The following is a 26,757-nucleotide window of genomic DNA, read 5'->3' as shown; positions in this document are numbered from 1 at the left end:
AAATTCTTAGCAACCATCAAATTGTGTTTCTAAAATTATAGATTGACATTGTTTTCTCTATACCCTCTTTAAGATAAAACTCAATGGCACCGGCAGCATTGCACACTATATCAGCATACTCCAGCTTCTCTTCTTCAGCTATTCGGCTTAAGAGATAATCTTCTGATCTCTCTCTTTTAAAGGACTCTCCAATGCCTATCCTAAAACGGGGGAAATTCTCGGTTCCAATCTCATTAATTACAGACTGCAGCCCCTTATGCCCTCCAGAACTACCTTTTGTTCTGATCTTTATCTGACCTCGCTCTAAATTCAAATCGTCAGATACAACAACTATATTGCTACTTTTAATGCCATATCTATCTTTAAGGCATGCTATTGATTTGCCGCTTAGATTCATATACGTATGAGGCTTAGCCAAAACTATTCTTGTCTGAGATTCTACTCTTCTAAATCTCAAAATACTCTTTAAGATGCTGGATTTGGACTTCAACCGACTCTCCTCTTCTCCGCAATGAGGTTGGGCCATAATGGTTAGCTTGGCTCCGCACTTGCTCTTTCTGAATTTTAAACCATGCCTGGCTGCCAACTCATCCAGAACCATAAAACCAAGATTATGCAGAGTATCTTTATACTCCAACCCAGGATTGCCAAGCCCAGAGATTAAAAGCATGACTTTATATTATTCTGTTCTCTCTTCTTTTTTAAAATCTTCTTTCCCTGCCTCTTCCGACTCTTCTTTCTTCTCGCCTATTACTTCAGGCTCTGCTGCAATATCGCTCTCAACCTCTTCTTCAATAATTATCTCTCTAGGTGCAACAACATGTGCTACAACCTGTTCTGAATCTCCTATCGCCTTAACTCCTTGAGGAAATTCTAAATCAGCAAGATGGATTGCATCGCCTATATTTAAGTCATCGACCCTGACCTCTATCTTAGAAGGAACTTTGGCCGCTTTACACTCTATCTCTACCTCCCAGAGAAGGTGATCTAAGATTCCGCCATCCTCCTTAACTCCTACAGGTTCACCTTTGACCTCAACAGGCACTTTAATCTTAATAACCTCATCAAGGGATATCTCCTGAAAATCAACATGTATAATACTTCCTTTTATAACGTCATGCTCTACATCTTTGAGTATAGCAGTCTTAACCTCTTTATCTTTACCAGATAGAATACAGAGCTCGGCTACTAAATTCTCAGAGTGCGCCTCATGAAAAAGGTGTATTAAATCAGTCTCTTTCAGCTCTAGAGGCATAGCTAACCCCTTCTTGTACAATATTGCTGGTATAAGGCCATTCTTTCTGATACCTTTAACATACTTTTTACCTATTCCATCTCTTTTTTTTACTTCAATTCTTAATTTTTCCATTATTAACCTCCTCTATAAAATAAAAAAATCGTGCCCTCCTATATATCACAAATAATATGATTTTTGCAAGGGTTTAATTAATCAAACAGCACGCTTATTGAAGCCTCTTCATGTATTCTCTTGATTGCTTCCCCTAAAAGAGATGCAACCGAGAGAACCTCTATTTTATCAATAAGCTTATCTTCGTTTAAAGGAACGGTATCTGTCACAAAGAGTTTACTTATTGAAGAATTTTGAAGTCTATCTATAGCAGGACCAGAAAGCACTGGATGACTTATTGCAGCATAGACATGCTTTGCCCCCTTACTTTTAAGAGCTTCTATAGCCTCGATAAGAGAGCCAGCTGTTGCAACTATATCATCGACTATACAGACATCCTTACCTTCTATTTCACCAAGAATATTCATCGCCTCTGTCTCTTCAGCGCTTATCCTGCGCTTATCTACTATAGCAAGAGGTAGGCCAAGCTTCTTAGCATAGGCTCTGGCCATCTTAATGCCTCCGACATCAGGAGATACAACAACTAGATTAGAACAGTCTATCTTCTTTTTTATATACTCAACAAAGATTTTAACAGATAGAAGATGGTCTAGGGGGATATCAAAAAAACCTTGGATCTGCCCGGCATGTAAATCCATCGTAAGAACTCTATCGGCACCGGACACAGTTATGAGGTTGGCAACAAGCTTTGCCGTTATAGGCACGCGGGGTTGATCTTTTCTATCCTGCCTGGCATAACCGAAATAAGGTATTACCGCAGTAATTCTACCTGCCGATGCCCTCTTTAAAGCATCAATAATAATAAGTAGTTCCATTAAATTGTCATTTGACGGAGAGCATATCGGCTGAATTACAAATATATCGTTACCCCTAACATTATGTTTAATCTTAATTCTGATCTCACCATCGTTAAACCTAGAGACTATAGAATCTCCTAATTCAACACCCAGATAACTGGATATATTCTTTGCCAGCTCAGGATTAGCATTACCGCTAAAGACTGTTAATCTATCCATCTCTTCTCCTCCTTAAAATTTTAGCAGGAACCCCCACAATTACACTATTATCGGCTATCTTACTATTCTTCGTTACAACCGAACCCGCCCCCGTTATGACACCCTTGCCTATTTCAACAGGAGCTACTAATGTCGTATTGCTGCCTATAAAAGCATTATCTTTTATGACTGTCTTATTCTTTCTTCTGCCGTCGTAATTCGCAATTACAGTTCCGGCCCCTATATTGACACTCTTGCCGACAGAAGCATCTCCTATGTAAGAAAAATGTTTTATCTTAGAATTATTGTCTATCTCGGAATGTGATATTTCAGCAAAATTTTCTACCTTAACATTATTCCCTATCCTGCTGCCTCCCTTTATTCTGCAAGATGGTCCTATAATACAGTTCTCTCCTATCCGAACCCCAAAACCTATGTAAGCAAAAGGATATATAACCGTATCACGCCCTATGGCCACATCTCTCTCTATAAAGGTATTCTCTGGGGACAATATACTCACCCCTTTCAATATATGCTCATCAGCGTTTCTTCTGTAAAGAATTTTGTTAGCCTCTACCAGCTCTCTCCTGCTGTTGATACCCAGCCCTTCGTTTATATCTTTTAGCTTTAAAGCCAGAACCTTCAGACCTCTCTTGTTATATATAGGAAAAATCTCAGTCAGATACTTCTCTTTTTTATCTCCTTTAGGCTTAATACTACAGAGATCTCTCTCTAAACTATTTTTTCTTTTAAAGATATAGACCCCTACATTGACTTCTTTTATCTTCTTCTCAGATTTATTGAGCAGATCCTCTTCTTTTACAGCAACCATATTACCGCTCTCATTACTAAGTACCCTTCCATAGCCTTTGGGCACATCCAGCTCCATAGTGAGGAGCGTTATATCGGAGTTATCTCTATTATGCTTAGATAGAAGACTCTTGATTGTCTTAGCTTTCAATAATACAACATCTACATAGAGAAGAACTATAGTCTTATATTTTTTAGGAATATTCTTCAGAGCTATAAGTAATGCATCTGCCGTCCCCGTCCTTCTTTTCTGTTCTATAGTACTAACGGAAAAATTTTTATCTATGAACTCACTCTCTCCGAATCCAGCCAAAACATAGATATCATCTATTCCTGCCCCTCTTAAATTCTCTATGGAATGCCTGAGTAGAGACCATCCTGCTATCTTATGACGATATTTAGGCAGGGATGATTTAAGTCTGGTCCCTTTACCTGCAGCCAATATTAGCCCGCAAATACTTTTCATAAAGGATTACATTTAACTAAATACTGGGGAAGGAGGGCTCGAACCTCCACAGACGGCTCCAAAAGCCGTTGTGCTACCATTACACTATTCCCCAAATACCGAAATTTTAAAGAGTTATATCTGTAGAATCTCCTTCCAGATTATGCTCTTCTTCGCTCTGATAGCTCGGATTTTGCATCTCCTTTTCATATGCCTCCAGAACCTTCCCTTCGATGTAAGCACGAAATTCCTGGTTGATCGGATGTGCAATATCTTTGGTCTCCTGCTGTCTATCATGAGAATCAGGATATCTGGATGACTCAAGAGCGACACCGCAATAATTGCAGAATCTCGCCGCTATGCTGTTACTCCTCCTGCACCTAAGACATGGTTTCTGAACCTTTCTGGAAGGCATAGCAACAAAAAGACCTTTATTGCCATCGATAACCTTAATATTGCGAACGACGAAAGAGTCATCGAAGGTAATAGTTACATAAGCCTTCAGTTTCCTGTTGCCTTTCACCCTGGGAAACACTCTTACCTCTGTAATCTCCAAAACGGGCACCTCCTTAGTCTAATGACCTAACTAAAAAAGTATTATATCCCAAAGAGCCACAATGGTTCTTTAGAGAATTTAATTTATCTATATCAGAAGATATTGCGTAAATTGCAGAACCAGTACCAGTCATCCTGACTAAATCAACATCAAATTTTTTAATATCTTCTCTGAGGGAGAACAGCATGGCACTACTTTTTAATTTCTCAAAAACATTGTAAGAATATTTCTTCAAAAAATTCATTTCAACATCATCTGCGCTGCAAAGTTCAATTTTATCCCAACAACCAGACTCTGTCAAGGAAGGTTTCCATTTTCGGTATAAATCTTCCGTCTTATTGCCAAACTGAGGTAAGATTAAAACAGCAGAGAAAACAAGCGGTGTATCAATTGAACGTACACGTTCACCTTTACCTTCAACTACTGCCCAAGCAGAATCATTCACAAAAAAAGGGACGTCGGAACCGATAGCTGCTCCCAGTTTCATCAACTCTTCTTTACTAATATCTATATCAAATATCTCTCTGGCAGCTCTCAGTACATAGGCAGCATTTGAGCTTGCACCGCCTAAACCTGACTCTGAAGGTATTCTTTTCTCCAGTTTTATCTGAAGGCCCTCTTTAATGCAGTATCTATCTTTTATGATCTTAGCTGCCCTATAACAGCTGTTTTCAGCTCCTTCCGGAGCATCTCCTTTAACAGATAGAGATACTCTATCTTCTCTTAAAACTCCAACACTTAAAACATCATAGAGATCTACTTTGACCATCAAACTGATGATATTATGGTAACCGTCTTTCCTTTTAGAGAGTATATCAAGAAAAAGATTTAATTTGGCAGGTGTATTAAAAACTATCAACTCTGTTTCTTTTTAATAAGCTCTTTTGCTTCTTTAATTATACACTTAGAGGTTAAACCAAAAGCTTCAAGCAGAATATCTGATTCACCGCTTCTTCCGAAACGATCTCTTATACCCAAAAGTTTAATAAGAACAGGGTTGTTTTCAGAGATAAACTTAGCAATTGCAGAGCCCATTCCTCCGAAAATCTGATGCTCTTCAACTGTAAGTATAGCCCCCGTCTCCCGGGCAGCTTTTAAAATCGTATCTCTGTCTAACGGTTTTATAGTATGGAGGTTTATAACACCGGCAGAGATTCCTTCCTCTTTTAAAATATCGGCAGCCTTAAGTGAGAGATGTACCATCTGACCCGATGCTACTATGGTAACATCACTTCCTTCCCTAAATACCCGGGCTTTACCTATCTGGAAATCATCATTTTCAGAGGTTAGAAAAGGCACTCTATTCCTAGTGAGTCTTAAATATACCGGCCCGGGATAAAAAGCAGCTGCCTCTGTCGCTTTTTTGGCTTCATAAAAATCACAAGGCACGATTACGCACATATTAGGCAAGACCCTCATAAGCGTATACTCTTCTAAAGCCTGATGAGTCGCACCATCCGGGCCTACTGTAATCCCTCCATGAGAACCAACGATATTTACATTAAGATTCATGTAAGCAATTGAAGTCCTTATCTGATCCCAAGCTCTTCCTGATGCAAAGACCCCAAATGTAGCTGCAAAAGGGATCTTGCCTTCCAGAGCAAACCCGGCTGCAGCAGAAATCATATCCTGCTCAGATATACCAAAACTGAAAAACCTTTCTGGAAATCTCGCTTTAAACGCACCCGCCCTAACCGACTCTGTCAGGTCAGCTGAGAGTACAACTATCCTCTCTTCTCTCTTACCCAGCTCTAGTAATGCTTCTCCAAATCCATCTCTAGTAGGCTTCATCTATCCTTCAACTCCTTAAGAGCTTTCTCTAGATCTTCCTTAACAGGAGCAACTCCATGCCACCGATTATCATTCTCCATGAATGAGACACCTTTACCTTTAACAGTATCTGCAATAATAACAGCCGGATATTCCTTAATACTATCCGCCCAATCTAAAGCATCAAGCAATTCCTGGAAGTCATGACCATTACACCTTTTTACCTTCCAACCAAAAGAGCGCCACTTCTCTTCGAATGGCTCTAAATTTTTAACCTCAGAGACCGGACCATCTATCTGTAATTTGTTATAATCCACTATCGCTATTATATTATCCAGTTTGTAGTGAGCAGCCGTCATAGCAGACTCCCAGACTTGGCCTTCATTCGTCTCTCCATCACCAAGTACACAGTAAATTCTATTCTCTCTGTCATCAAGTCTTGCAGATAGAGCCATACCTATTGAGATGGAGAGCCCCTGCCCCAGAGAGCCGGTTGAAGCCTCTATACCTGCAAGACCCTTTTCAGGATGGCCTTGAAGACGAGAACCGTACTTTCTCAATGTCATAAGCTCAGCCTTGGGAAAATAACCGAAATCAGCCAAAACAGCATATAGAGCAGGGCAACCATGCCCCTTGGAAAGAATAAATCTATCTCTCTGAACCCATGAAGGATTCTTAGGATCATGATTTAACCTGCAATAATAAAGCGAAACTAAAATCTCAACTAAAGATAGAGAACCTCCTGTATGGCCTGAACCAGCCTCTTCTAGCATGGTAAGAATACTGCAGCGTATATCCAAAGCTTTCTGTTTTAAAAATTCCAGATCTACTTTTTTATTGACCAATCTTATCTCTCACTTTCTCTATCTTTTCAACCAGCCCTTCTTGTTCGGGACTAAGCTGAAATGCATGCTGCCACTGCGATAAAGCTCTCTCAAGCATGCCTTTTTTAAAATAGATATCCCCAAGATGCTCTATAACTACAGAGTCATCTTTTTTCATTTCTATAGCTCTTTCAAGAAACTCCAAAGCTCTGTCGTAATTACCCAGTTTATAATAGACCCAACCCATGCTATCAAGATAGGCTCCATTATCAGGCTCTATTTCAAGCGCTTTTTTTATCAACAGTTTAGCCTCTTCAAGGCTCTTACCATCTTCGGCATACATATAACCCAGGTAATTCAAAGCATCTGCATGCTTTGAATCTACCTCTATTGCCTTTTTTAGACTAGATACCGCTAGATCCCATCTATCCATCTCTTCATAAGCAGCGCCGAGGAAAAAATAGGCTTCTGCATTCTTTGGTCTCAGCTCGAGAGATTTCTTGAAAAAATCTATTGCCTTACCATTCTTTTTAAGCTTAAAAAAAAGAAAACCTTTTAAAAAATATACTTCAGATATATTGAAGTTCTCTTGCTCTGCTTTTTCCAGCGCTTCCTCTGCCGATTTGTAATCCGCATTTTTTATATAAAAGTACGCAATATCAAGATAGATGCCTCTCTCTTGAGGAAATTCCTGAATTAAATCTTTGTATGTAGTCTCTGCTCTCTCTATATCTCCAGCCTTATAGTAAGCCTGGGCAAGAATTTTCAAAAGCTTTAAATCTTTCGGTTTTATATTTAAACCTCGCTGATACCACTCTATAGCTTTATTGAAATTATTATCCATCTCATAAAAAACACCCAGAGTAACATAGGCCTGTAAAAAACCGGGGTCAAGCTCAACAACTTTCTCCATCTGCCCTATAGCCTTACCTATCTCTCCGTTCTTAGAATAGAGTATTCCAAGGTTGAAGCGCAGAGCAGGAATATCAACCTCTTCTTCCAGCAGTCTCTCATAAGCAGCTGTGGCATCATCTACTCTCTTCTGAAGTAAATACATATCTGCAAGAGATGCCAAAGCCATGATATCATGCGGGTCTATTGTAACTATCTTCTCATACTCTCCTGCTGCTTTATCATATTTTCCTATTGAACTGTAGATCAAAGCTAAGACGAAGTGGATCCTTATATCACTAGAGGCATAATCTCCTGCTTTGTTTAGATTAGCAACCGATTTTTCTATCCTGTTGTTTTTCAAGTCTATCAAGGCAAGCTTGATATATATCGTCGGGTTCTCATGGTCATACTCTAAAACCCGGAGATATTCAGCGTAAGCATCCTCTAAACTCCCTCTATCTTCATAGACAACAGCCATCATAAAATGAGCATAGGCTGAAGAGGATGTTCCGGAGTTATAGCCCTCACTTGAGGAAGCACTCAGAGCAATTAGGATAAGTGGAAGAAGAAGAAATTTTCTCATTGTAGTTAAAGACTACCTTTTCTTTTTCTTATGTCTATCTCTCTTTAATCTTTTTTTTCTTTTATGCGTTTTTATACTTCTTGTTTTTCTCTTTCTGCCGCAAGGCATATCATACCTCCATAGATAAATTCCAAATCAAAAACATATCAAAATATTACTTTGTTTAAAGGATACTCTATAACGGCCTCAGCCCCGAAAAGCTTTAATTCCGGTATCAGCTCTCTCACTATTTTTTCATCTACTATAGTCTCAATCGCAAACCAGCCATCTTCTGTAAGCGATGATATAGTAGGTCTGCGCATAGCGGGTAATATATCGAGAATCTTCTTAAGGTTGTTCTTCCTTGCATTCATCTTAAGGCCAACCTTAGATTCCGCTTCCAATGCTCCGCTTAAAAGAAGCACGAGGCTGTCTATCTTATTCTTTTTCCAGGAATTCTTCCAGCTTTTTTTGTTGGCGATAAACTTTGTAGTCGAACCGCATATCGTATCAATTACCTTGAGATTGTTCTTTCTTAGGCTCTGGCCGGTCTCGGTAAGTTCAACTATAGCATCTACTAAACCAGTTGCAACCTTTACCTCCGTTGCACCCCAGCTAAATTCAACATCAGCCTTAACCTTATTATGCTTAAGATATTTCTTAGTAACGTTAACAAGACTCCGTAGCAATACGTTTACCTTCAAGACCTCTAACACTCTTTATTTTAGAATCTTCCCTTACAGCCAAAACCCATTTCACCGGTACCATCTGTTGTTTTGCATATATAAGTTCAGCTACCCGCACAACCTTGGAGTTATTCTCACGTATCCAATCCTCACCAGTCAGACCGGCATCAAGTACACCAGCTTCAACATAGTAAGATATCTCCTGAGCTCTTAACATTACGAGTTCAAGTTCTGGATCATCTACCGAAGGAAAATAGGACCTTGAAGTTAAAGCTATATTAAAACCAGCCTTTTTAAAAATCTGAACTGTCTTCTCTTGTAAACTACCCTTTGGAATACCTAATTTTAATTTCATAACTCTCTCCTAAATCTAAATAAAGGAATATTGTACATAAGAGAAAAGAAAAGTCAAACTATTCTCCCAAAATAGCCTTAACTTTACCGATAAGCTCTTCTGTCTCAAATGGTTTCTCAATATAACAGGCAACATTATCACCCATAAAGAGACCTTCCATTTTCATCTTCTCTTTTATTGAGAAAATAATTACAGGAATATCTGCACTCTCAGGCTGCTCTTTTAATTTATTCAACGCAGTATATCCATCCATAACAGGCATTGTCATATCCAGCAATATTAAATCCGGCTTCCCTTCTGCGACTGCCTTAAGACACTCCTTGCCGTCAGATGCTGTATTAACATTGTAACCTTCTATTTCAAGCCTCATCTTAACAACAGTTCTTAGATCTGCATCATCGTCTACAACCAGAATATTTTTCACTGCTGCTGCCTCCTTTTTTAACAATCTCTAAAACATAACTGGTTTTATGCATCTCTATTATAATAGAGACTGACCAATAAAGCAACTTGAAGATGTTTAAAAAATGTTTAAGAAATGAAATAAATTATTGACTATACTTAAAACTGTTCCTATCATATATGATTATTAAAATTAAATACTTGAGAGAAAAATATGAAGAGTCAAACAGTTAAAGAGTCACAATCTGTATATTGTAAAGAGGGTGCTATAAGCTACGCAGGAAAACACCTGATTGTAGAATTGTGGGGTGCAAAAAACATAGCTTCCGAAGAGAATACAAAAGAGGTATTAAAAAATGCCGTAAGAGCATGTAAGGCAACTCTTCTACATGTCTATGCTCACGCCTTCTCTCCTTACAATGGTATCTCTGCTGTTGCAATACTTAAAGAGTCTCATATCTCCGTACATAGCTGGCCGGAATTTAATTATGCAGCAGCTGATATATTTGTCTGCGGCGATGTAGATCCCTACCTTGCAGTTCCTATTTTAAAAGAGGGGTTTTCAGCAGAAGAGATCCAGGTTATGGAGTTTAAAAGGGGAATCCTTGATGAAAGACTCCTGGACATCTGAAACTCTATACGCAGATATTGAACTGAAATTAAAAGTTCAAAAAAAACTCTATTCATCTAATTCATCCTTACAGAAAATAGAGTTTCTAAAAACTTATAGATTTGGAACCGCACTAATAATGGATGGGGCAATCCAGACAACAGCAGAGGATGAATTCATCTACCACGAAATGATGTCTCATATCCCTCTCTTTTCACACCCTAGCCCTGAAAATATAATTATAGTAGGCGGAGGTGACGGAGGAATATTGAGGGAAGTTTTAAAGCATAAGGTGGTTAAAAAAGTTACACTGGTTGAGATAGAAGAAAAAGTTATAGAACAGACAAAGGAATATCTGCCCCAAATATGTAAAGATGCATTTAAAAGCAAAAGACTAGAGTTGGTTATCGCAGACGGAGCAGGGCTTATAAAGGGTAAGAAGAAAATTTATGATATAGCAATAATAGATTCGCCTGACCCAATCGGGCCCGCAAAGGTACTTTTTAAAAACAACTTCTATAGGAACATATCCAAGATTTTAAAAAATAACGGCATTATGGTAAGACAGAGCGGCTCTTCTTTCCTCCAAAAAGAAGAGCTAAAAGACAATTATAAGAGACTATCCAAAATATTTAAGTATACTGATGCCTATATCGTTGCTATACCAACATATATAGGCGGTTTTTTCAATCTTATCTTTGCATCAGATAAAATAAATATAAAATCTTTGTCTTTAACTGTAATTAAAAAGAGATTTCTTAAAACCAACATTAAAACAGAGTACTACAACCCTGAAATACATCTAGCATCTTTTAAGTTACCGAACTATATAAAAAAGCTAACAGGAGATAGAAAATGAAAGAGAAAGTTTTTGGCTGGGAGTTAATTTTAGATCTATATGATTGCAACCCCAAAAAGATAGCAACAAAAAAAGAGATTCAATCCTATGCAGATAAACTCTGTAAACTCATAAAGATGAAACAATACGGTAAAGCACTGATACCGCACTTCGGACATGAGAAACCGCATACCAGTGGTTACTCTTTAGTTCAGCTTATCGAGACAAGCTCAATTACAGGCCATTTTTCAGAACTCTGGAATTCGGCTCATATAAACATCTTCTCTTGTAAAAAATACGATGAAAAAATAGCAGTTGAATTCACTAAGAAATTCTTCCAATCAAAACGGATGAGAAAAAGATTTATTCTAAGGAAAGCGGAATAAGGCAGCTCTTGACTCATAGTTTATATCTTTTAGCTCCCGATTTTCAGCACAGTCTTGCTTAGCAGATAAAAAATATAAATATAAATCTCAAATGTTAAAACTCAACTTTTTTCCCTTTATAATTGAAATTATAGTAATAGACAATAAATGATGAATAAAAAGAAAAGAGTTCAATAACGTATTGAGAAACCTTTTATATTATGTTATTATCTTAACACTTATGGAAGAAGTTACTAAAAAATGGTTAATGAGAGCAAGGTATGATTTAGATACTGCCAAAGCAATGCTCAGCGCTGGCCGACATTTATATGTAGCATTTATGTCTCAATAAGCGCTTGAGAAAATTCTTAAAGCTATTATTGTTGAAAAGGGAGGAGAGGTATTACGGACACATAATTTAGTAAGATTAGCGGAATTAACTAAAGTTTATAATTTTATGCCTCCTGATTATCAAGATTTATTAGCAGACTTAACCCCATTTGCAATTGAAGCCAGATATGGTAATTACAAAAGAAGTATTTCTGAGATTATTAATAAAAAAACGGCAATTAATTATTTTGATAAAACTAAGAAAATGTTTAAATGGCTAAGAAAAAAAAATAAAAAAATAGATACTTTAATTAAACGATTTACAGAAGAGTTAAAAAAAGAAATTCCCATAGAAAAAATACTGTTATTTGGTTCTTACGCTGAAGGCAACCCCATGAAAGATAGCGATATTGATTTAATTGTAGTATCTCCTTTCTTTGAAAAAGGCAGACATATTACTCATATGCAATATCTTTTTCGTAAGGCAGCAAAAGTAAGCTCTCTCCTGGAACCTATACCTGCTGCTCCTTCTGAGATAAAAAACCCTGACAAACGATTATTTTTGGGGCAGATAATGAAATCTGCTAAGACATTTTCAATTTAGAACATAACTCTTATTCCCCATTATTTATTGATAGAAACCATTTATTGCCGAGGTACTTCTCAAAACTCTGAAATTCAGTTTATATAAACATCTTCTTTTGCAGAAAATACGATGAAAAGATAGCAGCTAATTTTACCAAGAAGTTCTTCGGTGCAAAGAGAATAAGGTAAAGACTCAATAATCCTATTTAGAAATTAAGAAGTATATTAAAAGCTTCTTTATCTTTATCAAGTAAAATAGGAAATACAGGATAAGGTCCTGCTTTTTTGACAACCTCTATCGCCAAATCTCTTACAATAGGATCAACCTCACCTACAACTGCAGGCTCACCTATCAAATCTCCTCTGTTACTAAGAAGAAAGACAACATTCACTTCTCTGTTTAACCCCATATTCAAATAATTCTTGCTAAAATAATCATAAATCATATTTGTAATTTTAAGATAGTATTCCGAATAAGAGCTGCGCTCTTTATCTTCTGCCAAAATCATCTCTGTTTTAGCATAATCAAATCTTTTAATTGAGCTAATTGAATCTGCTTCAAGGCTCTCATAACCAAACTGCTCTTTAGCAAAATCAGAGGCATTATCATCAGGACCCTTTTTAACTCCTACTATTTGAGGGGTAAGTAAGATAATAATCTCTGTCTTAACTTTTTTCTTATGTTTCTCAGAAAAGAGTTTTCCTATTAACGGAATATCTCCAAGAATTGGAACTTTCTCTCTCTCATACACCTCTGTCTCTTTCATCAAACCCGCAAGAATAATAGTATCACCATCTTTTACTATAACTGTTGTCTCTGCTTCAGATGTAGTCTTCTTTATATATATCGAACCCTCTAAAGCTCCCTCAACCTCTGTACCTGAGCTAACCTCAGGCTTAATCTGCATAGTTACAAAACCGTCATCAGAGATATAAGGCGTAACACTAAGCCTGACTCCTGTATCCATGTATTCAACGCTCTCAGAGTACAGGGTCTCACCTGACTCTGGATATGTGACAGAGACAGAGACGATAGGCTCCTTATCGCCTACAAGAACATAGGCTTCCTGTCCATCCAATACTGTTATATGAGGAGAAGAGAGAACATCGGTCTTCCCGTAGGTATCAAAAGCCTTAACAATCCCGTAATATTGATGCTGTCCGTTTAAAGCTGGATCAACATTTAAAGCTGCCTTACCTATAGCAATCTGCCCTACACCTGCACTACCCGATACAGGTAAATTACCGCTGTAAGATATTCCTAAATGTTTCCCGAATACTCCCTCCCAATCTACGCCTAAACGATATTCGTCGCTTAAAGTAATCTGGATAATCTTAGCTTCAATCTTAACAGCCTGAGGTCTCTTATCAAAAGCAGTGAGAACCTTCTCAATGTGCTCAGCGTTACTGAAAATATCCGTGACTATAACTCTGTTTGAGGTTTGGTCAAATTTTATTACCCCTACATCCTTGCTTACAAGATCAGCTACATTCTCTTTTATATCTTCAACCCGGGCATAGTTAAGCTGGATTACTCTCGTCTCTAAGGGGGTATCTGCCGCTTTTATTATTTTATCAATCTCGTAAATAACATCAGGAGTATCCAAAACAATTATAGAATTTGAAAAACTGTCAATAATCACTTTGCCTATATCGCTTTTAAACTCTTCAAGAGTCTCTCCTATAGATGCGGCTTTGGCATCCTTTAAATTATATCTTCTAATTACTCTTAAGTCATAAAACGGCTTGCCGTATTTTTCTTTATACTCCTTGTTCGTCATAACGGTAATTAAATTTTTTCTTTTTTCATAAGCCAGATCATTTGCTGCAATTAAAATTTCAAAGGCATCCCAGACGGAAACATCTTTTAAAAAGACTGTAACTTTACCCCGCACCAAAGGAGAGGCAGCGATACTTAATCCCGAACGCAAAGAGATTATTTTTAATACATCAAGTATATCCATCCCTTTAATGTCCAAAGTAACCGCAGCACCAATATCTACCTGAGATGCATAAGCTGAAAAGGAAAATAATAAAAGTACTAGGCTAAAAACTAATCTCTTTCTCTTCATTATTAACACTTATTATAACTGAACTCTGTTTTATTTTCTTAATTTTTATGCCTTTTATATTCTGCCCTTCGGGAACCAGGTGTTGTTTTTTATCTTCTTTGCTAAAAATAGCAACATACTTTTTATCCAGGATGATTATACCATTAAAAGAAAGATCAGCCAAAACATCTTTCTCTCGACTTAGGTTCTCTTCAGTCACTCTTTCTCCACTGGAAAAATCAAAAATATTCTTCTTATTCAAAATCAAAGAATATTCATCTATCTCTTTTCTTTTAGGAATATCGATAGTACTTTTTTTTATTCCCCCAATAGAAGCTTTTTCTAAAACTTCGTCTATATTTACAGACTCTCTAAACACCAAATATAAAAATAGCAATACAAATGCTGCTATTGCTGTAGTCTTAGCATACTGGAGTAAAGAATAATCCAGCCGTCTCATATTAAAATTCTCTTCAATTTTATCTGTAACATCAATTTATTGTTACTACCCGGGTTTACTTTAATCTTTTCAGCAGACATTAGACTAAAAGGGCTCTCGATATGATACAAAAATTTTAATATTCCTTCTAAGCCCGCCTCTACGTTTATTTCAAAATATAACGCCTGTTCATTCTCCTTATTCAAAATAGTTGTTTTCGGTGTTACGCTGCGCAATTTTACCCTGCAGTAATTAGCTAACCTGTTTAATTCTTTATAGACAGAAATCCGCACCTCTTCATCGTCACCCGCAATCAGCTTATCAAGGGTAACCTCTGCAGCAATACTTTTATAGACAGAATTGATTTTATCTTTCTCAGAAATCAGCTTTAAGGTTTTATGAAACTTACCTTCGTTTATTTTTACAGCAGTATTTAAACCGCTCCATCTTACAATAAAAGGCTGAACTACAATGTATAACAGCAGTATTGTACCGATAACAGCAAATAATTTTAAATATTGCTTATCTTTTAATCTGTCTAAATTCATTTTAATCCCAATTTTAAATAAAAGACGCTCTCTTGTTTTGATGTAGTATTTATCTTAAACGCTTTGATTTTAGATACTGCATGAAGATGTTTAATGTTTTCATAGAGTTCATATATCGAATCTGCATTGGAAGAGATTCCTTCTATAACTAACTGCGAATTTTTCTCATAATCTACCCTCCTTAATAAAATATTATCCGGAACTATATCAACCAACTCTTTAAATAAATCTAAAAAAATAGCATCCCGGGAATGTTTTAAAAAAACTCGATTTATCTTTTTCCTCATCTCTAAAGTTTTAACAGCAGGGCTTACGCTATTAACAAAACTCTTTAACCTGTCTAAATATACTTCTTCCCTTTTATACTCCAATCCCACAATCAGCATACAGATTAAAGCTGCCAATACAAAATAGACACCTGCTCTCTTCCTCTCTCTGTAAAGGCTTTTTTTGACAACCCGCTGAGCTATCCCTATCGGCATTAAATCAAACTCCGGAACCTGGATAGAACTTAAACCTAACAGTTTAACTAGAGAGTAAATCTCTTCACTGTTTTCTCCAAAAAACTGAAAATCTTCTTCCTTAGAAATAAACTTTTCCTGATAGATGAATTCAACATCATCAAATGGCAAAGATGCTCTTCTATCTTCCATAAAACTTATATGCCGAGGGCCAAATATAGTAAGCGATCTTATATCTTGATTTAACTTCTCTTTGTTAAATGCTGCAATGGAATTTGAAACTTCTTTCAGCCATGGAGTTATGCCGTTATCCTTTATAAAATAAAACCCTTTGTTGATTTCCCGGCAGAACAGAAGTTTACCGCCTCCTATTATGCACAGATTGCTGGATCTATTATCTATATCAATTAAGACTCTATCTTTATCTTTTCTTATCATCTTATAAAAACCGACAACGCCCAAGCTGTTTATTGTAACTCTATTCGGTAATATAAAACGAGTAAGCTCAGATACGTATTTATTCAATGTCTCCTCTCCTACAACCGCAAGCATAACTTTTGTATATCCATTAGAGATCTTAAACAGAACATTCGCTGAATGAAGGACATTCAAATCCTTATAAGGAAATTGCCTCAGCGCCTGATATCCTGCCATCTGATTAATCTCTTCGTCTTTTTGAGAGGGAAAAGAATGGTAATGAATGGAGACCTCTCTTCTGGGAATTACAAATATTACTGACTCCTCATTTTGATGTAATAATTTTTCTAATAACTTTCCATTCTTCTCTGTTATAGGACGGTTAAATATTCCTAGCCCGGATAAGAAAAACCTGCCTTCTTTGAACAAGACTTTAGCAAATTTAATCTTTTCATTCTCTATTTCAAAACTATACATCTACTCCTCCCAGAAATTCTCCTGCCAAGAAAGGATATCAAACCTGCTGCCTTTTCTTTCTACTAAAGCCTGGGCATAGCGTTTAACTCCTCTCTCTGTCTGAACCGTTATGTATATTCTAAAATATCGAGAGCTCACTTTAAAGTAATTTTTCAAAGCAGCCCATTGATTCTCTATATCAAGATTTGCAATTTCAGGGAAAATTCCTGAAATATTATCAGGTACGTTATCAAAAACACCGTTATGTTGACGAAATTCCAAAATTTCTGCAACAAGAGATTCAGGCAGTCCTAACGTCTTAAAACATACTCCGGACGCTGTATTAATATTTACTTTATTCTCACTCCCTATAACGGTAATTTGATCCTCCAGATCTCTTAAGTTAAAATCGGGAGGGTATCCTTTAATATATTTTATCTCGTATAAACTTCTAATGTTGGAATTCCTGCAATTATATTTTAAAAGATTATAATAATTTTCCTGCTCTCCTCCATAAGGAGAATATGGAGAATCATCCTGATCTACCCAATCAATTATTGGTTGAGCAAACTCTAAAGAGAAAAATTCCTTCAAAAGATCCAGATTTTCTTCCCTGGCAATCTGATTGATATTTATCTTTCTATCTTCGTCCTCAATCTTAATATGGGATATACCGTACTCATTCTGAAATTCAATATTATCTTTACTCCACTCTTCATTTAAATCATCAACTCCAGAGTTATTCTCATAATCTAATCTCAGTAATTCCAGCGATTGCATAAAACCCCGCCAGATTAAATTTCGGGCATAGAGACGCTCCCTATAGAACCTGAAAGAACGTAATTCCATATAAGCCCTATAACTTATGCCGGCAGACATCAATACTGATACAGCAATTACCCAGAGGATAAAGATAGATACCACCCCACCTTTTTTAAATACTTTTACCAGATGGGATATAGATAATTTTCTCAATTTCATTTTCATCTTTTATACACTTGATTTTTACCGCTTGAGGCAATTTACTGTCGGAATAAAACTGCTCGGTTAATAACTCTTTTTTATCTTCACTATAGATTAATGCTGAAAACTCAAAATCTGCTTCATAGATAGGTATCTCTTTTTTGTAATCTTCAAATTCGGATTCTAACCGTTTATACAGCACTCTCTTCCCTTCCTCCTCTTTAACAAAATAGCTGACCTTTAATATCGGCAGAAGATAACTTGTCTTAACACTTTCTGAAGGACGGGTCATCCAGAAAGAGATTATTTTATTTTCTGAATCAACTATAAAATTGGGCTCTTCGTTATAATCAAAAATGCAGGCAGACCTTAAATCATTACTCAAAATTTCAAAAACATTTCTAATACCTGAAAAACGGACCGCAACCTCCCTGCTCCTTACAGAGAGCCTGAAACTCAGCCAGATCAAAGAACTGCTCAAGCTGAATATTAAAGAGACAATCACCACTGCCACTATAACTTCAACCAATGTAAATGATTTTTTACTTTTCAATAGAGACATCTCCTGCTCCGGCTAAGAGGACAATTTTTTTAACTCCGAATTTTGACGACAGTTCTATCTCCGCTCTGTCTAAGACTAAAGAATCCGCATATAGGCGCATCTCTCCGGTAGGAAACATATCGACACTGGTTATTTCGGAATCAATCTCATAGATAGCAGGGATTAACAGTTCCCCTGCTTTTTCATCCGATAGATATATTGATAACCCATCCTGTTTGATTTTAACTGTTACAATCTTAGCTTCCTGAATAGTCTTATTTTGAGAGAATTTAAAAACATCCAGCGCTTTAAAACAAAAATTATCAAATTTCACCGCATTATATTTATTAGAAAAACCCGGCAGGATAATAACCGACAAAACCGATATTATGGCAATTACAATTAAAAGTTCGAGTAGAGTAAAAGATTTTTTAGCTGCCACTTTATTTAAAACCTAAAGAAGAAAGTTTTGAACAAATTTTCGTATTCTTAGTAACTGCTACATTGATTATTTTTAAATTACCCGGCTGCTCTCTATCTTCTTTGATTAACCAGCTGAATTCACCGTAGGGGGTATTTTTTTTGCCTTGATTTTCAAAATTATCTTCCAGCAGCAATTTATAATAGACAACATCTTCAGTTAGACAATAACCGTACAGAAGCTGATTTACTTTTCGAAACCCTTTTATTGAAGTCTGTAAGGAGAGAAGCACGGCGCTCAGAAGAATAGAGAGTATTAAAGTTGCTAAAACAGCATCCAGGAGAAAATATCCCCGCCTGCTAATCCTCAAACGTCATCTCTCCGGAATAAACAATATCGTCATTTGAGTCCTGGGTATTCGCTCCTTGAGAAGAAATTTTATAAGAACTCCCCTGATCGACTGATTCGTACTGATAGGGATTACCCCAGGGATCAAGAATAGAATTTCCTCTAACTCTTGCCCTTTTTATATATGGTCCTTCCCAGAGACTGCTATATTCATCCACATCAAACCCTGAGGGTGCATCCAAACGCCATAAACACTCTAAAGAGTCGGGGTATCTGCCGATATCCAGTTCATACATATCGAGAGCTGTTGAAAGAGTACCGTAAATTTCAGATTCTGCTCTTTTAATCCTCGCTTCTCCAGTCCTGCCTGCCAAGCGGGGCAAAATAGTCGCCGTTAAAATTCCTATAATTGTAATAACAACTAACAGTTCGACTAAAGTAAAAGCATTCCTTTTCATCTTCACTCCTCCTACCTTATAATCATATTAAGCTGGAAAATCGGTAATAAAACTGCAATTATTATAACACCTACAATACACCCGACAAACAAGATCATTAACGGCTCTATCAGCTGAGTAGTTACTTTAAGATTATAATCCAACTCTTTTTCATAATTTCGGGCAATATTCAAAAGAGCATTATCTAAATTGCCGCTCTCCTCGCCTACTGAAATCATGTCGGTAACCTCAGGAGGCAAGAAATCTCTTACACCGTAACTTAACGAAACTCCTTCTTTCAAATCTGTTTTCAATTTTTCGATACTTATTTTATACCTGCTGATAGATACCACTGACTTGGTTAAATCAAGCGCCTCGACCAAAGGTACCCCTGATTTTACAAGCAGCCCTAAACTTCTCGAGAATAAAATCAACTCTCTCTGAATCCATATTTTATTAACTATCGGAATTTTAAGTTTAAATTCATCCCATAATAATTTCCCTTCCTCCGATTTGGTATATTTTTTAAACGCTATATACACTGCAACTCCTAATATAGTAAAGAGCCACCAGAATTTTGCAAAAATACCGCTGACTGTTACAACCACCCTTGTAATTAAGGGAAGCGCCTGGCCTAAATCCTGGAAAATTCCGGAAATCTTAGGTATCACGAAAGAGAGCAGAAAGAAAACTGTGAGAACTCCCATTGTAAGAACCAGTGCAGGATAAAACATTGCCGATTTTACTTTATTTTTTAAATCCAGCTCTTTATCAAAGATATTGGCTGCTTCATTTAAGACTGAATCAAGATTACCTCCCGCTTCACCAGCCGCTGCCAACGCAGAGAGAATAGGAGGAAATACTCCCAAACTATCAACAGACTCGGAGAAGCTTGCCCCGTCTCTTATTCTCAAAACCAGATCGGCTATTATCTTCCCCAGAGGTTTATTGACAAACTGATTCTCCAGTAAATCCAAAGCTCTTAAAATCGGCACGCCCGACGAAACCAATTCTGAAAGCCTTGCTGTAAACCGCGCTACATCTTTTACCTTCGGTTTTCTTCTGACTAAAGACGCAGCTCTCTCTTCTGCCGCCTGTAGAGAGAGTATGTAAAAATCTTTTTTGGTAAGCTCTTCAATCGCCTGATGCTGTGAATCAGCATTCAGCTTATCTTCTATTAATTCTCCGTTTTGATTACGCGCCTTGTAATAGAAAGTTTTCATCCCTCGTTAAACTCTTCCCCTGAAACCACCCGCAAAATTTCATCAACTGTAGTCATGCCCTGTTTAATCTTCTGCCAGCCTTCCATCTTTAAAGTCCCCATACCGGATTTAACAGCCTGCTCTTTGATCTTATTTGCCGAACTTCTTTTTACGATTAAATCTTTTATTTCAGAACCAACCAACAGAAATTCATAAATAGCCGTTCTGCCTCTATATTTGGTATATTTACACTCTTCGCACCCTTTGGCATCATATATGTCAACCTCTTCTTTCTCTCCAAACGTTTTTAATATTTTATCATCTGCTTTAACCTTAAATTTACACTTCGGGCATAAGACCCTGACCAATCTCTGGGCAATAAAGCATTCCACGGTCGAAGCGATTAAATAGGGTTCAATGCCCATATCCAAAAGGCGGGTTATACCGCTTGCCGCATCATTAGTATGGATAGTCGAAAAAACAAGATGCCCCGTTAGAGACGCTCTGATTGCAATCTCTGCGGTCTCAACATCTCTCACCTCGCCAATCAGAATAATATCCGGGTCATGCCTTAAAATCGACCGCAATCCATAGGCAAAAGATAACCCGATTTTAGGATAGACCTGAATTTGAGTAATACCCTTAATCCTATACTCAATAGGGTCTTCAACCGTAATAATCTTCCTGTCCTGGGTATTAAGATTCTGCAGACAGGAATAGAGAGTGGTGGTCTTCCCGCTTCCTGTCGGGCCGGTAACAAAGACCACACCGTTAGGTCTCTTCAGTACCTGCTCCAGCAGGGAGAGATCTTCTTCAAGCAATCCTAAATCTTTAAAATTAAAAAGCATCGTTTTAGATAATATCCTTAAATCTATGCTCTCGCCTTCAGGGGTAGGAAGGGTTGAGACCCTCAAATCATACTCCTCCTCACCCATCTTAAAGAGAATCTTTCCATCCTGAGGAAGCCTTCTCTCTGCAATATTTAAACTGGCCATTATTTTTATGCGGGACGTAATTGCATTCTGAAACTGCTTAGCCCCTTGAGGAAGAGGCGTCTTATACAAGATACCGTCTATTCTATAACGAATTGTTAATTCGTCTTCAAACGGCTCGATGTGGATATCGGTAGCTCTCTCTTTTACCGCCTGCGTTAAAATCTGATTTACAAAATTTATAATTGAAGACTCTTCAACCCCCTGGTCCTCTTCTCTCTCCTCCTGAACTTCTTCCTTATCTTCTAACCCCTCAACTGTCCCTGCTCCAAGACCGTAATTTTTGCTGATTGCATCAACAATACTTTTCTCATATGCAATGTAAACCTTGACATCTACGTTTAAAAGCATTCTGATATCATCCAAAACCTGGATATTTAAGGGGTCGGATATTGCAATTCCCAGCAAATTATCTTTGAAACTTACCGGCACAATTTTATAATGTAAAGCAAAGCGGGCAGGCACTTTCTCTAAAGCTTCAGGACTAATAGAAGCAGTTTTTAAATTTATAAAACTTACGCCTAACTGTTCGCCCAGGATACTGAATACATCTTCTTCCCGCGCAAGTTTTAATTTAACAATAGTAGCTGCTAAAAACTCACCCGTCCTTTTATGCTCAGTAAGAGCTTTTTCCAGACCCTCTTCTGTTATAACTCCTACATTAAGAAGCAGCCGTCCGATAAAGTTCTCTTCTCTTTCCTGCATGCTGTTATTCTATATAAGGAGACCTCTAAAGTAAAATGCGAAATTAATATAAGACTATCAGAATATACCCCAGGAAGAGAAACAGTACTGCCGTAACTATCTTTATCTTACCCAGATTATGCTTCAGAAACCGCTCAAATTGGCCTGAACTTACCCCTAACAGTCCCAGCATAAATATTATAACCAACGGGATAATAAACATTAAATTATATACAAGAAGATAGCTTAAGGCTCTTATTTTCATAATACCGGGAAGCTGGGCCAGAAATGCAACTGTCGGAAAATATACCTGCCCGGTACAGACAGATTCTAAAATCGAAACTATAAACCCTACGCTCAGCGCAATGGCTGTAAGCCTCATAATCCCCTGCGGTTCTGCATCCTGCCCCCGGTATCCCCTGCCGATAACTTTTTTAATCAAGAACTTTATCCTCACCGGCAGTTGAAGTATCAAATTTTTGGGTGTTCTTTTAATCTTATAAATTAGATAATCGTATAGATTCAGTCCGGCAAGCAAAAATACAATTCCAATAATGATATAACGAAAGATACCGGATACTGTTTTATAAAATGCAAGCCTGTAAAATGCAGCAAACAATCCCAGCCCGATTAATAGATAGGTTAGAAATACGGCAAATATAAATGCATTGCCTACATAGAACATCTCTTTTTTCTTATACCCCGCCATGACAAGGAAAGAGATGAAAAAAATGATCACGGTAAAAGCACAGGGATTTATTCCATCTAAAAGGCCGGCGCCGATAATAGCAGGCAAGGTAAATTTAGAAATTTTTGAGACGAATATGTTTTCTCCCTGCTCTTTGGAAGAAGATAACAGTTCCTCCTGAATTAATAAATCCATATTCTGCTTTATATCATCAGCTACTTCGAGAATACTTCCTGCAATAAACACTTTAGGGGTAAAATAACTTTTCCTCTCTGAAATTTGTTTTTTCATTTGAAGCATCAAATCAAAATTCTTTTTTTTCGCAATATCGTATTTAATTAATTTTATCCGGTCTTTATATCTTTTCTCTATAAGCGGCAAAAACTCATCCCAGATATATTCTGCATCCTTATTCTTTTGAATATAAGAGAGATTATAAAAACAATCTATTTTTACAGGTTCAGAAGTATTGTTAAAAATCTGCGTACCGCTGAATAAAGCATTTAAAATTTCCATCTCTAATCCGCTCTCTATACCATTTTTACCTGTTAAAACTCTCTTACCTAAAAATATTTTGGGTATACCTGTTTCATCAATATCAAAATATTCTTCTATCCTGAGCAAAAATTTATACTTCCGGGGCTGACTGGTATCAAATTTAACTATATCCAGTAAATCCCCGTATCTCTCTATCATTTGAGGTAAAACTTTATTTTCTACAGTCTTACAGAAACGGCAGGAGGGTGAAGAGAAGAAATCCAGAATTATTCTTCTATCTGTTCTTAAATTTTCAAACTTCTGCTTTACCTCAGGCAGCCCTGATAATTGTTTAAAATCAGACACTAAATATCGATTCTCCCATAAAATTAGAGGAAGTTTTTTAATACCCAACTCTTTATATAATCCGGATTTAAAGAATATTCCCTGCTTATGAAAGTTGACTTTGATTCCTAAATCAGACAACACCTTTATAAACGAACTGTCTCTGAATTTATTTAACTCTCTCCTTCCTGCTATAACATCAACCTGATCTTCCTTCTTCTCGCGGTTTAAATAATAGACAGGAGAAATTCCTAAAACAGACTCTTTAGGCATAACAAAACCTTTGTCTCTCTCCTCCCAGCCAAGTTTTTTTCTTAAGACTCTCTGTAAGGCTAAATCACCGCTTTTTTTAATCAGAACAAAAGGAAGGTAATCAACTTTAAATCTCTCTATGTACTCTTCTGCTAAAGGAGAACCAATAGGAATAGATGAACCCTGAAGCCTGAAGTCTTCTTTAAGCAAAGTAATAATGTTTTGAGATGATTTAGAATCACCTGAATCGATAATCTTATACTCTATGAGCGGATGAGTTTTTTCATGAATTTTTACTCTCTCCTGTTCTAAAATTTCCATAATTTTATCTATACCTGATATTATAGACACATTCTCATAGAGGAATGTCGGAGAAGCACTAACACCAAGCTCCTGGGCAACTTTTATATTCTCTTTAAGCAGCTCCTCGCCTCTCTCTCTTAAATTATTTATTTTTTTATAAGATACCCCTACCTTCTCCAGCGCTTCAAAACGGCTCATCTCTTCAGTTAAAAGAAGATATTTGGATAATTTCTCCGGCCAATACTTTTGAATTAAAAGCTGATGGATATCTTCCTCTACTTCATCCGGCCCGTGCATGGAAGTAACTACTCCCTCTTTTATATCTGCAATAAAATACAGCTTTAAATCTATGGGCAAATTGTTCTCTTTTATAAATTTAGTAATCTGCCGCTGCGCCCTCTCTCCGTAAGGACACATACTCATAATAAACATACCCAGCTGTCCGGGAATCTTCTTACGGCCTGAAGGTAAATCTGTCTCTTTATCAGCTTTTACCTTTTTCTGTTCTAAGATTTCGATAATCTTATTTAAGCCTGATATTAAATATACATTCTCCCAGAGGAATGTCGGAGAAGCACGAACGCCAAGCTCCTGGGCAACTTTCATATTCTCTTTAAGTAATTCTTCGCCTTCTTCTCTTAAATTACTTATTTTCTTATAAGAGAGCCCGGCCTTATCCAGCGCTTCAAAACGGCTCATCTCTTCAGTTAAAAGAAGATACTTGGATAATTTCTCCGGCCAGTACTCTTTAATTAAAAGCTGATGAATATCTTCTTCTACTTCATTCGGCCCGTGCATGGAAGTAATCCGGCCGTCTCTTAGATTAACTACAAAATAGGATTTTAACTCTATCGGCAGGTCGTTTTCTTCTATAAGCCTGGTAATCTGCCGCTGCGCCCTCTGCCCATAAGGACACATACTCATAGCGAATATGCCCAGCTGATTAGGGATAGGCTTACGATTTAGGAGATGAACATTTGTTACATAATGCAGTCTGGAGGGTGAAAAAATAGAATAGTCACCTTCCTTGGTTATTAAACGTTTCTTTTTTAAAAGTTCCTTATCAGCACTGTCGAGTTTATCTTTATCGTAAATAATAACCGGAAGGTAAGAGAGCTGAAGTTCTTTTAAAACATCTCTTATTTTAGAATCTTTGTGATGATAATAGACATGACTAAACTCAGGTAAATATCTCTTTAACCCTTTAACAAAATCCTGAGATATCTCTTTATCTTCCCCGATTATTGTAAGAGATACTTCGGCTGAGGAAATATTAAATTTAAACGAAAAAACCAAGAGCAATAAAAAAGCTTTTAAGAAATACTGTTTTGTGCTTTTCATACTGGGTTATTATATATAACAGAAAATAAATTTTAAAGATAAAAAATTTTAAACTCTAAAAAATAAGTGCTCTTACTGTTTACAAAATTGGCTATAGAATTGAATTTTGCTCCCAAACAAAGAATGCCCCGACGGTTAATCGGGGCATTCTATATTAGTCATTAATGGTTAATGACAACTGCATTGGTACCACTGCATGCTACGAGTATACTGAGATCCATCCACCGTAATCTTATTATCTTGATTAACTGAACATTTTATTGCTCCTTCTTCATAGTGAATATCGCCATCCTCATCGTGCCAGCTACAATGTTCTATACATCCACTTGTATAGCTGCCGTTAAGCTTCTTACATTGCCCTTTACATCCATCCAACGTTGAATAATTATTCCCATTAGCTTGAGGACATCTCTTCTCTCCAAAGTGACAACTATTACTTATACATGAAGCCCCCACATTAGGGCAATCACTAGATGAGCGACATTCAACACATTGATTATCTACACAATAGGGGGATGTATTGGAGTTACACTCTACAGTATTAGAACACTCTACATCTACTTTTACGTCAAACTTCTTAGTGGTGATTAAACCATCGTTGTCTGTTACTTCTAATGTAGCTATATAGAGACCCTGACCATAAGTGTGAGCAAAGCTCGTAAACCACTTTCCACTAGCTGTATGATTGTCTCCAGAATCCCATTCATATAGGTCTATCTCTCCATCTGGATCATATGTTGCTTCTGTATTATCAACATTAATAGAAAATGTATGGCAGGCTTCGTTTCCATCATAACTAGCACAGAGTTCATTACTTTCATCATCAATCATAATATCACCGATTACAGGAGGAGATTTTTCTACTGTAATCTCTACGCTGTTGTCCGTATTTGTACTTGAAAGACCTTGATCATCAGTCACTGTTAAAGTAGCTGTATAAGTGCCGGCTAAGCTATAGGTATGAGATTGTACTGAATCAGCCAAATCTCCAGCAG

Annotated in this window: 27 protein-coding genes, 1 tRNA gene and 2 pseudogenes; 5 read left to right on the top strand and 25 right to left on the bottom strand. The window is 37.0% G+C overall.

Features of this window, described 5'->3' with window-relative positions; all coding sequences use genetic code 11:
* Positions 1-16: 16 nt before the first annotated feature.
* From pth to P9L98_03375, 12 genes and pseudogenes are all read right to left on the bottom strand, one after another.
* A complete protein-coding gene (gene pth, locus P9L98_03430) occupies positions 17-670 on the bottom strand; it encodes an aminoacyl-tRNA hydrolase (protein MDP8216354.1) in 654 nt (217 codons plus the stop codon).
* 9 nt (positions 671-679) lie between these two features.
* The gene (locus tag P9L98_03425) at positions 680-1,369 is read right to left on the bottom strand and encodes a 50S ribosomal protein L25 (GenBank protein ID MDP8216353.1); all 690 of its coding nucleotides are present in this window, start codon (positions 1,367-1,369) and stop codon (positions 680-682) included.
* Between the two features lie 77 nt (positions 1,370-1,446).
* Entirely contained in the window at positions 1,447-2,385 is a 939-nt protein-coding gene (locus tag P9L98_03420) for a ribose-phosphate pyrophosphokinase (protein ID MDP8216352.1), read from the bottom strand.
* Positions 2,378-3,640, bottom strand: coding sequence for an NTP transferase domain-containing protein (locus P9L98_03415; GenBank protein MDP8216351.1), 1,263 nt, complete (start codon positions 3,638-3,640; stop codon positions 2,378-2,380). The genes P9L98_03420 and P9L98_03415 overlap by 8 nt, the downstream gene beginning before the upstream one ends.
* 23 nt (positions 3,641-3,663) lie before the next feature.
* Positions 3,664-3,734, bottom strand: a tRNA-Gln gene (locus P9L98_03410).
* Between the two features lie 12 nt (positions 3,735-3,746).
* The gene (locus P9L98_03405; GenBank protein ID MDP8216350.1) at positions 3,747-4,175 is read right to left on the bottom strand and encodes a septation protein SpoVG family protein; all 429 of its coding nucleotides are present in this window, start codon (positions 4,173-4,175) and stop codon (positions 3,747-3,749) included.
* A gap of 13 nt (positions 4,176-4,188) precedes the next feature.
* Positions 4,189-5,034 carry a 4-(cytidine 5'-diphospho)-2-C-methyl-D-erythritol kinase gene (gene ispE / locus P9L98_03400; GenBank protein MDP8216349.1) on the bottom strand — a complete coding sequence of 282 codons (846 nt, stop codon included), beginning with the start codon at positions 5,032-5,034 and terminating at the stop codon, positions 4,189-4,191.
* The gene (locus P9L98_03395) at positions 5,031-5,966 is read right to left on the bottom strand and encodes a transketolase family protein (GenBank protein ID MDP8216348.1); all 936 of its coding nucleotides are present in this window, start codon (positions 5,964-5,966) and stop codon (positions 5,031-5,033) included. Before P9L98_03395 ends, ispE begins: the two co-directional genes overlap by 4 nt.
* Positions 5,963-6,790, bottom strand: coding sequence for a transketolase (locus P9L98_03390; protein ID MDP8216347.1), 828 nt, complete (start codon positions 6,788-6,790; stop codon positions 5,963-5,965). The genes P9L98_03395 and P9L98_03390 overlap by 4 nt, the downstream gene beginning before the upstream one ends.
* Positions 6,780-8,246, bottom strand: a complete 1,467-nt coding sequence (locus P9L98_03385) for a tetratricopeptide repeat protein (GenBank protein MDP8216346.1) — start codon at positions 8,244-8,246, stop codon at positions 6,780-6,782. The genes P9L98_03390 and P9L98_03385 overlap by 11 nt, the downstream gene beginning before the upstream one ends.
* A gap of 146 nt (positions 8,247-8,392) precedes the next feature.
* Positions 8,393-9,266, bottom strand: a pseudogene (gene hisG / locus P9L98_03380) (ATP phosphoribosyltransferase).
* 58 nt (positions 9,267-9,324) lie between these two features.
* On the bottom strand, positions 9,325-9,690 hold the full coding sequence (locus tag P9L98_03375; protein MDP8216345.1) for a response regulator: 366 nt from the start codon (positions 9,688-9,690) through the stop codon (positions 9,325-9,327).
* Positions 9,691-9,882: 192 nt separating this feature from the next.
* Here P9L98_03375 and speD point away from each other — a divergent pair, with 192 nt between their 5' ends.
* From speD to P9L98_03350, 5 genes and pseudogenes are all read left to right on the top strand, one after another.
* The gene (speD, locus tag P9L98_03370) at positions 9,883-10,299 is read left to right on the top strand and encodes an adenosylmethionine decarboxylase (GenBank protein MDP8216344.1); all 417 of its coding nucleotides are present in this window, start codon (positions 9,883-9,885) and stop codon (positions 10,297-10,299) included.
* Positions 10,277-11,137 carry a polyamine aminopropyltransferase gene (gene speE / locus P9L98_03365; protein MDP8216343.1) on the top strand — a complete coding sequence of 287 codons (861 nt, stop codon included), beginning with the start codon at positions 10,277-10,279 and terminating at the stop codon, positions 11,135-11,137. The genes speD and speE overlap by 23 nt, the downstream gene beginning before the upstream one ends.
* Positions 11,134-11,502 carry an S-adenosylmethionine decarboxylase gene (locus P9L98_03360; protein ID MDP8216342.1) on the top strand — a complete coding sequence of 123 codons (369 nt, stop codon included), beginning with the start codon at positions 11,134-11,136 and terminating at the stop codon, positions 11,500-11,502. The genes speE and P9L98_03360 overlap by 4 nt, the downstream gene beginning before the upstream one ends.
* Before the next feature lie 247 nt (positions 11,503-11,749).
* Positions 11,750-12,085: pseudogene (locus P9L98_03355) on the top strand (HEPN domain-containing protein).
* Positions 12,077-12,415, top strand: coding sequence for a nucleotidyltransferase domain-containing protein (locus tag P9L98_03350; protein MDP8216341.1), 339 nt, complete (start codon positions 12,077-12,079; stop codon positions 12,413-12,415). Before P9L98_03355 ends, P9L98_03350 begins: the two are co-directional and overlap by 9 nt.
* A gap of 187 nt (positions 12,416-12,602) precedes the next feature.
* Here the strand turns inward: P9L98_03350 and P9L98_03345 are convergent, their stop codons facing one another.
* The 13 genes from P9L98_03345 to P9L98_03285 all read right to left on the bottom strand — a co-directional run.
* A complete protein-coding gene (locus tag P9L98_03345; protein ID MDP8216340.1) occupies positions 12,603-14,468 on the bottom strand; it encodes a hypothetical protein in 1,866 nt (621 codons plus the stop codon).
* On the bottom strand, positions 14,443-14,907 hold the full coding sequence (locus P9L98_03340; GenBank protein MDP8216339.1) for a hypothetical protein: 465 nt from the start codon (positions 14,905-14,907) through the stop codon (positions 14,443-14,445). Before P9L98_03340 ends, P9L98_03345 begins: the two co-directional genes overlap by 26 nt.
* On the bottom strand, positions 14,904-15,434 hold the full coding sequence (locus P9L98_03335; GenBank protein ID MDP8216338.1) for a hypothetical protein: 531 nt from the start codon (positions 15,432-15,434) through the stop codon (positions 14,904-14,906). Before P9L98_03335 ends, P9L98_03340 begins: the two co-directional genes overlap by 4 nt.
* Complete coding sequence (locus P9L98_03330; protein MDP8216337.1) at positions 15,431-16,789, bottom strand: hypothetical protein; 1,359 nt, start codon at positions 16,787-16,789, stop codon at positions 15,431-15,433. Before P9L98_03330 ends, P9L98_03335 begins: the two co-directional genes overlap by 4 nt.
* Entirely contained in the window at positions 16,790-17,749 is a 960-nt protein-coding gene (locus tag P9L98_03325) for a type II secretion system protein GspK (protein MDP8216336.1), read from the bottom strand. It abuts the gene before it with no gap.
* A complete protein-coding gene (locus P9L98_03320) occupies positions 17,703-18,293 on the bottom strand; it encodes a prepilin-type N-terminal cleavage/methylation domain-containing protein (protein MDP8216335.1) in 591 nt (196 codons plus the stop codon). The genes P9L98_03325 and P9L98_03320 overlap by 47 nt, the downstream gene beginning before the upstream one ends.
* Positions 18,274-18,714: a prepilin-type N-terminal cleavage/methylation domain-containing protein gene (locus tag P9L98_03315; protein MDP8216334.1), complete on the bottom strand. Its 441-nt coding sequence runs from the start codon at positions 18,712-18,714 to the stop codon at positions 18,274-18,276. Before P9L98_03315 ends, P9L98_03320 begins: the two co-directional genes overlap by 20 nt.
* A gap of 1 nt (position 18,715) precedes the next feature.
* Entirely contained in the window at positions 18,716-19,063 is a 348-nt protein-coding gene (locus P9L98_03310; protein ID MDP8216333.1) for a hypothetical protein, read from the bottom strand.
* Positions 19,053-19,499, bottom strand: a complete 447-nt coding sequence (gspG, locus tag P9L98_03305) for a type II secretion system major pseudopilin GspG (protein ID MDP8216332.1) — start codon at positions 19,497-19,499, stop codon at positions 19,053-19,055. Before gspG ends, P9L98_03310 begins: the two co-directional genes overlap by 11 nt.
* 11 nt (positions 19,500-19,510) lie before the next feature.
* Positions 19,511-20,701 carry a type II secretion system F family protein gene (locus P9L98_03300; protein MDP8216331.1) on the bottom strand — a complete coding sequence of 397 codons (1,191 nt, stop codon included), beginning with the start codon at positions 20,699-20,701 and terminating at the stop codon, positions 19,511-19,513.
* Complete coding sequence (locus P9L98_03295) at positions 20,698-22,377, bottom strand: ATPase, T2SS/T4P/T4SS family (protein ID MDP8216330.1); 1,680 nt, start codon at positions 22,375-22,377, stop codon at positions 20,698-20,700. The genes P9L98_03300 and P9L98_03295 overlap by 4 nt, the downstream gene beginning before the upstream one ends.
* 43 nt (positions 22,378-22,420) lie before the next feature.
* Positions 22,421-25,762 (bottom strand): cytochrome c biogenesis CcdA family protein, encoded by a 3,342-nt coding sequence (locus P9L98_03290; GenBank protein ID MDP8216329.1) that lies wholly within the window; start codon positions 25,760-25,762, stop codon positions 22,421-22,423.
* 168 nt (positions 25,763-25,930) lie between these two features.
* Positions 25,931-26,757, bottom strand: an 827-nt coding sequence (locus P9L98_03285) for a PKD domain-containing protein (protein MDP8216328.1), incomplete at its 5' end; no start/stop codon positions are given.

It is taken from the genome of Candidatus Kaelpia imicola, assembly GCA_030765505.1.
Classification (GTDB): domain Bacteria; phylum Omnitrophota; class Gorgyraeia; order Kaelpiales; family Kaelpiaceae; genus Kaelpia; species Kaelpia imicola.
Note: the sequence above shows the minus strand (reverse complement) of the source record. Positions and strands in the feature narration are given on the sequence as shown.

Bases quoted from the DNA above. Each gene is read 5' to 3' on its own strand.
- pth (MDP8216354.1), bottom strand. From the start codon at position 670: ATGCTTTTAATCTCTGGGCTTGGCAATCCTGGGTTGGAGTATAAAGAT.
- P9L98_03425 (MDP8216353.1), bottom strand. From the start codon at position 1,369: ATGGAAAAATTAAGAATTGAAGTAAAAAAAAGAGATGGAATAGGTAAA.
- P9L98_03420 (MDP8216352.1), bottom strand. From the start codon at position 2,385: ATGGATAGATTAACAGTCTTTAGCGGTAATGCTAATCCTGAGCTGGCA.
- P9L98_03415 (MDP8216351.1), bottom strand. From the start codon at position 3,640: ATGAAAAGTATTTGCGGGCTAATATTGGCTGCAGGTAAAGGGACCAGA.
- P9L98_03395 (MDP8216348.1), bottom strand. From the start codon at position 5,966: ATGAAGCCTACTAGAGATGGATTTGGAGAAGCATTACTAGAGCTGGGT.
- P9L98_03385 (MDP8216346.1), bottom strand. From the start codon at position 8,246: ATGAGAAAATTTCTTCTTCTTCCACTTATCCTAATTGCTCTGAGTGCT.
- speD (MDP8216344.1), top strand. From the start codon at position 9,883: ATGAAGAGTCAAACAGTTAAAGAGTCACAATCTGTATATTGTAAAGAG.
- speE (MDP8216343.1), top strand. From the start codon at position 10,277: ATGAAAGACTCCTGGACATCTGAAACTCTATACGCAGATATTGAACTG.
- P9L98_03360 (MDP8216342.1), top strand. From the start codon at position 11,134: ATGAAAGAGAAAGTTTTTGGCTGGGAGTTAATTTTAGATCTATATGAT.
- P9L98_03350 (MDP8216341.1), top strand. From the start codon at position 12,077: ATGTTTAAATGGCTAAGAAAAAAAAATAAAAAAATAGATACTTTAATT.
- P9L98_03345 (MDP8216340.1), bottom strand. From the start codon at position 14,468: ATGAAGAGAAAGAGATTAGTTTTTAGCCTAGTACTTTTATTATTTTCC.
- P9L98_03340 (MDP8216339.1), bottom strand. From the start codon at position 14,907: ATGAGACGGCTGGATTATTCTTTACTCCAGTATGCTAAGACTACAGCA.
- P9L98_03335 (MDP8216338.1), bottom strand. From the start codon at position 15,434: ATGAATTTAGACAGATTAAAAGATAAGCAATATTTAAAATTATTTGCT.
- P9L98_03330 (MDP8216337.1), bottom strand. From the start codon at position 16,789: ATGTATAGTTTTGAAATAGAGAATGAAAAGATTAAATTTGCTAAAGTC.
- P9L98_03325 (MDP8216336.1), bottom strand. From the start codon at position 17,749: ATGAAATTGAGAAAATTATCTATATCCCATCTGGTAAAAGTATTTAAA.
- P9L98_03320 (MDP8216335.1), bottom strand. From the start codon at position 18,293: ATGTCTCTATTGAAAAGTAAAAAATCATTTACATTGGTTGAAGTTATA.
- gspG (MDP8216332.1), bottom strand. From the start codon at position 19,499: ATGAAAAGGAATGCTTTTACTTTAGTCGAACTGTTAGTTGTTATTACA.
- P9L98_03300 (MDP8216331.1), bottom strand. From the start codon at position 20,701: ATGAAAACTTTCTATTACAAGGCGCGTAATCAAAACGGAGAATTAATA.
- P9L98_03295 (MDP8216330.1), bottom strand. From the start codon at position 22,377: ATGCAGGAAAGAGAAGAGAACTTTATCGGACGGCTGCTTCTTAATGTA.
- P9L98_03290 (MDP8216329.1), bottom strand. From the start codon at position 25,762: ATGAAAAGCACAAAACAGTATTTCTTAAAAGCTTTTTTATTGCTCTTG.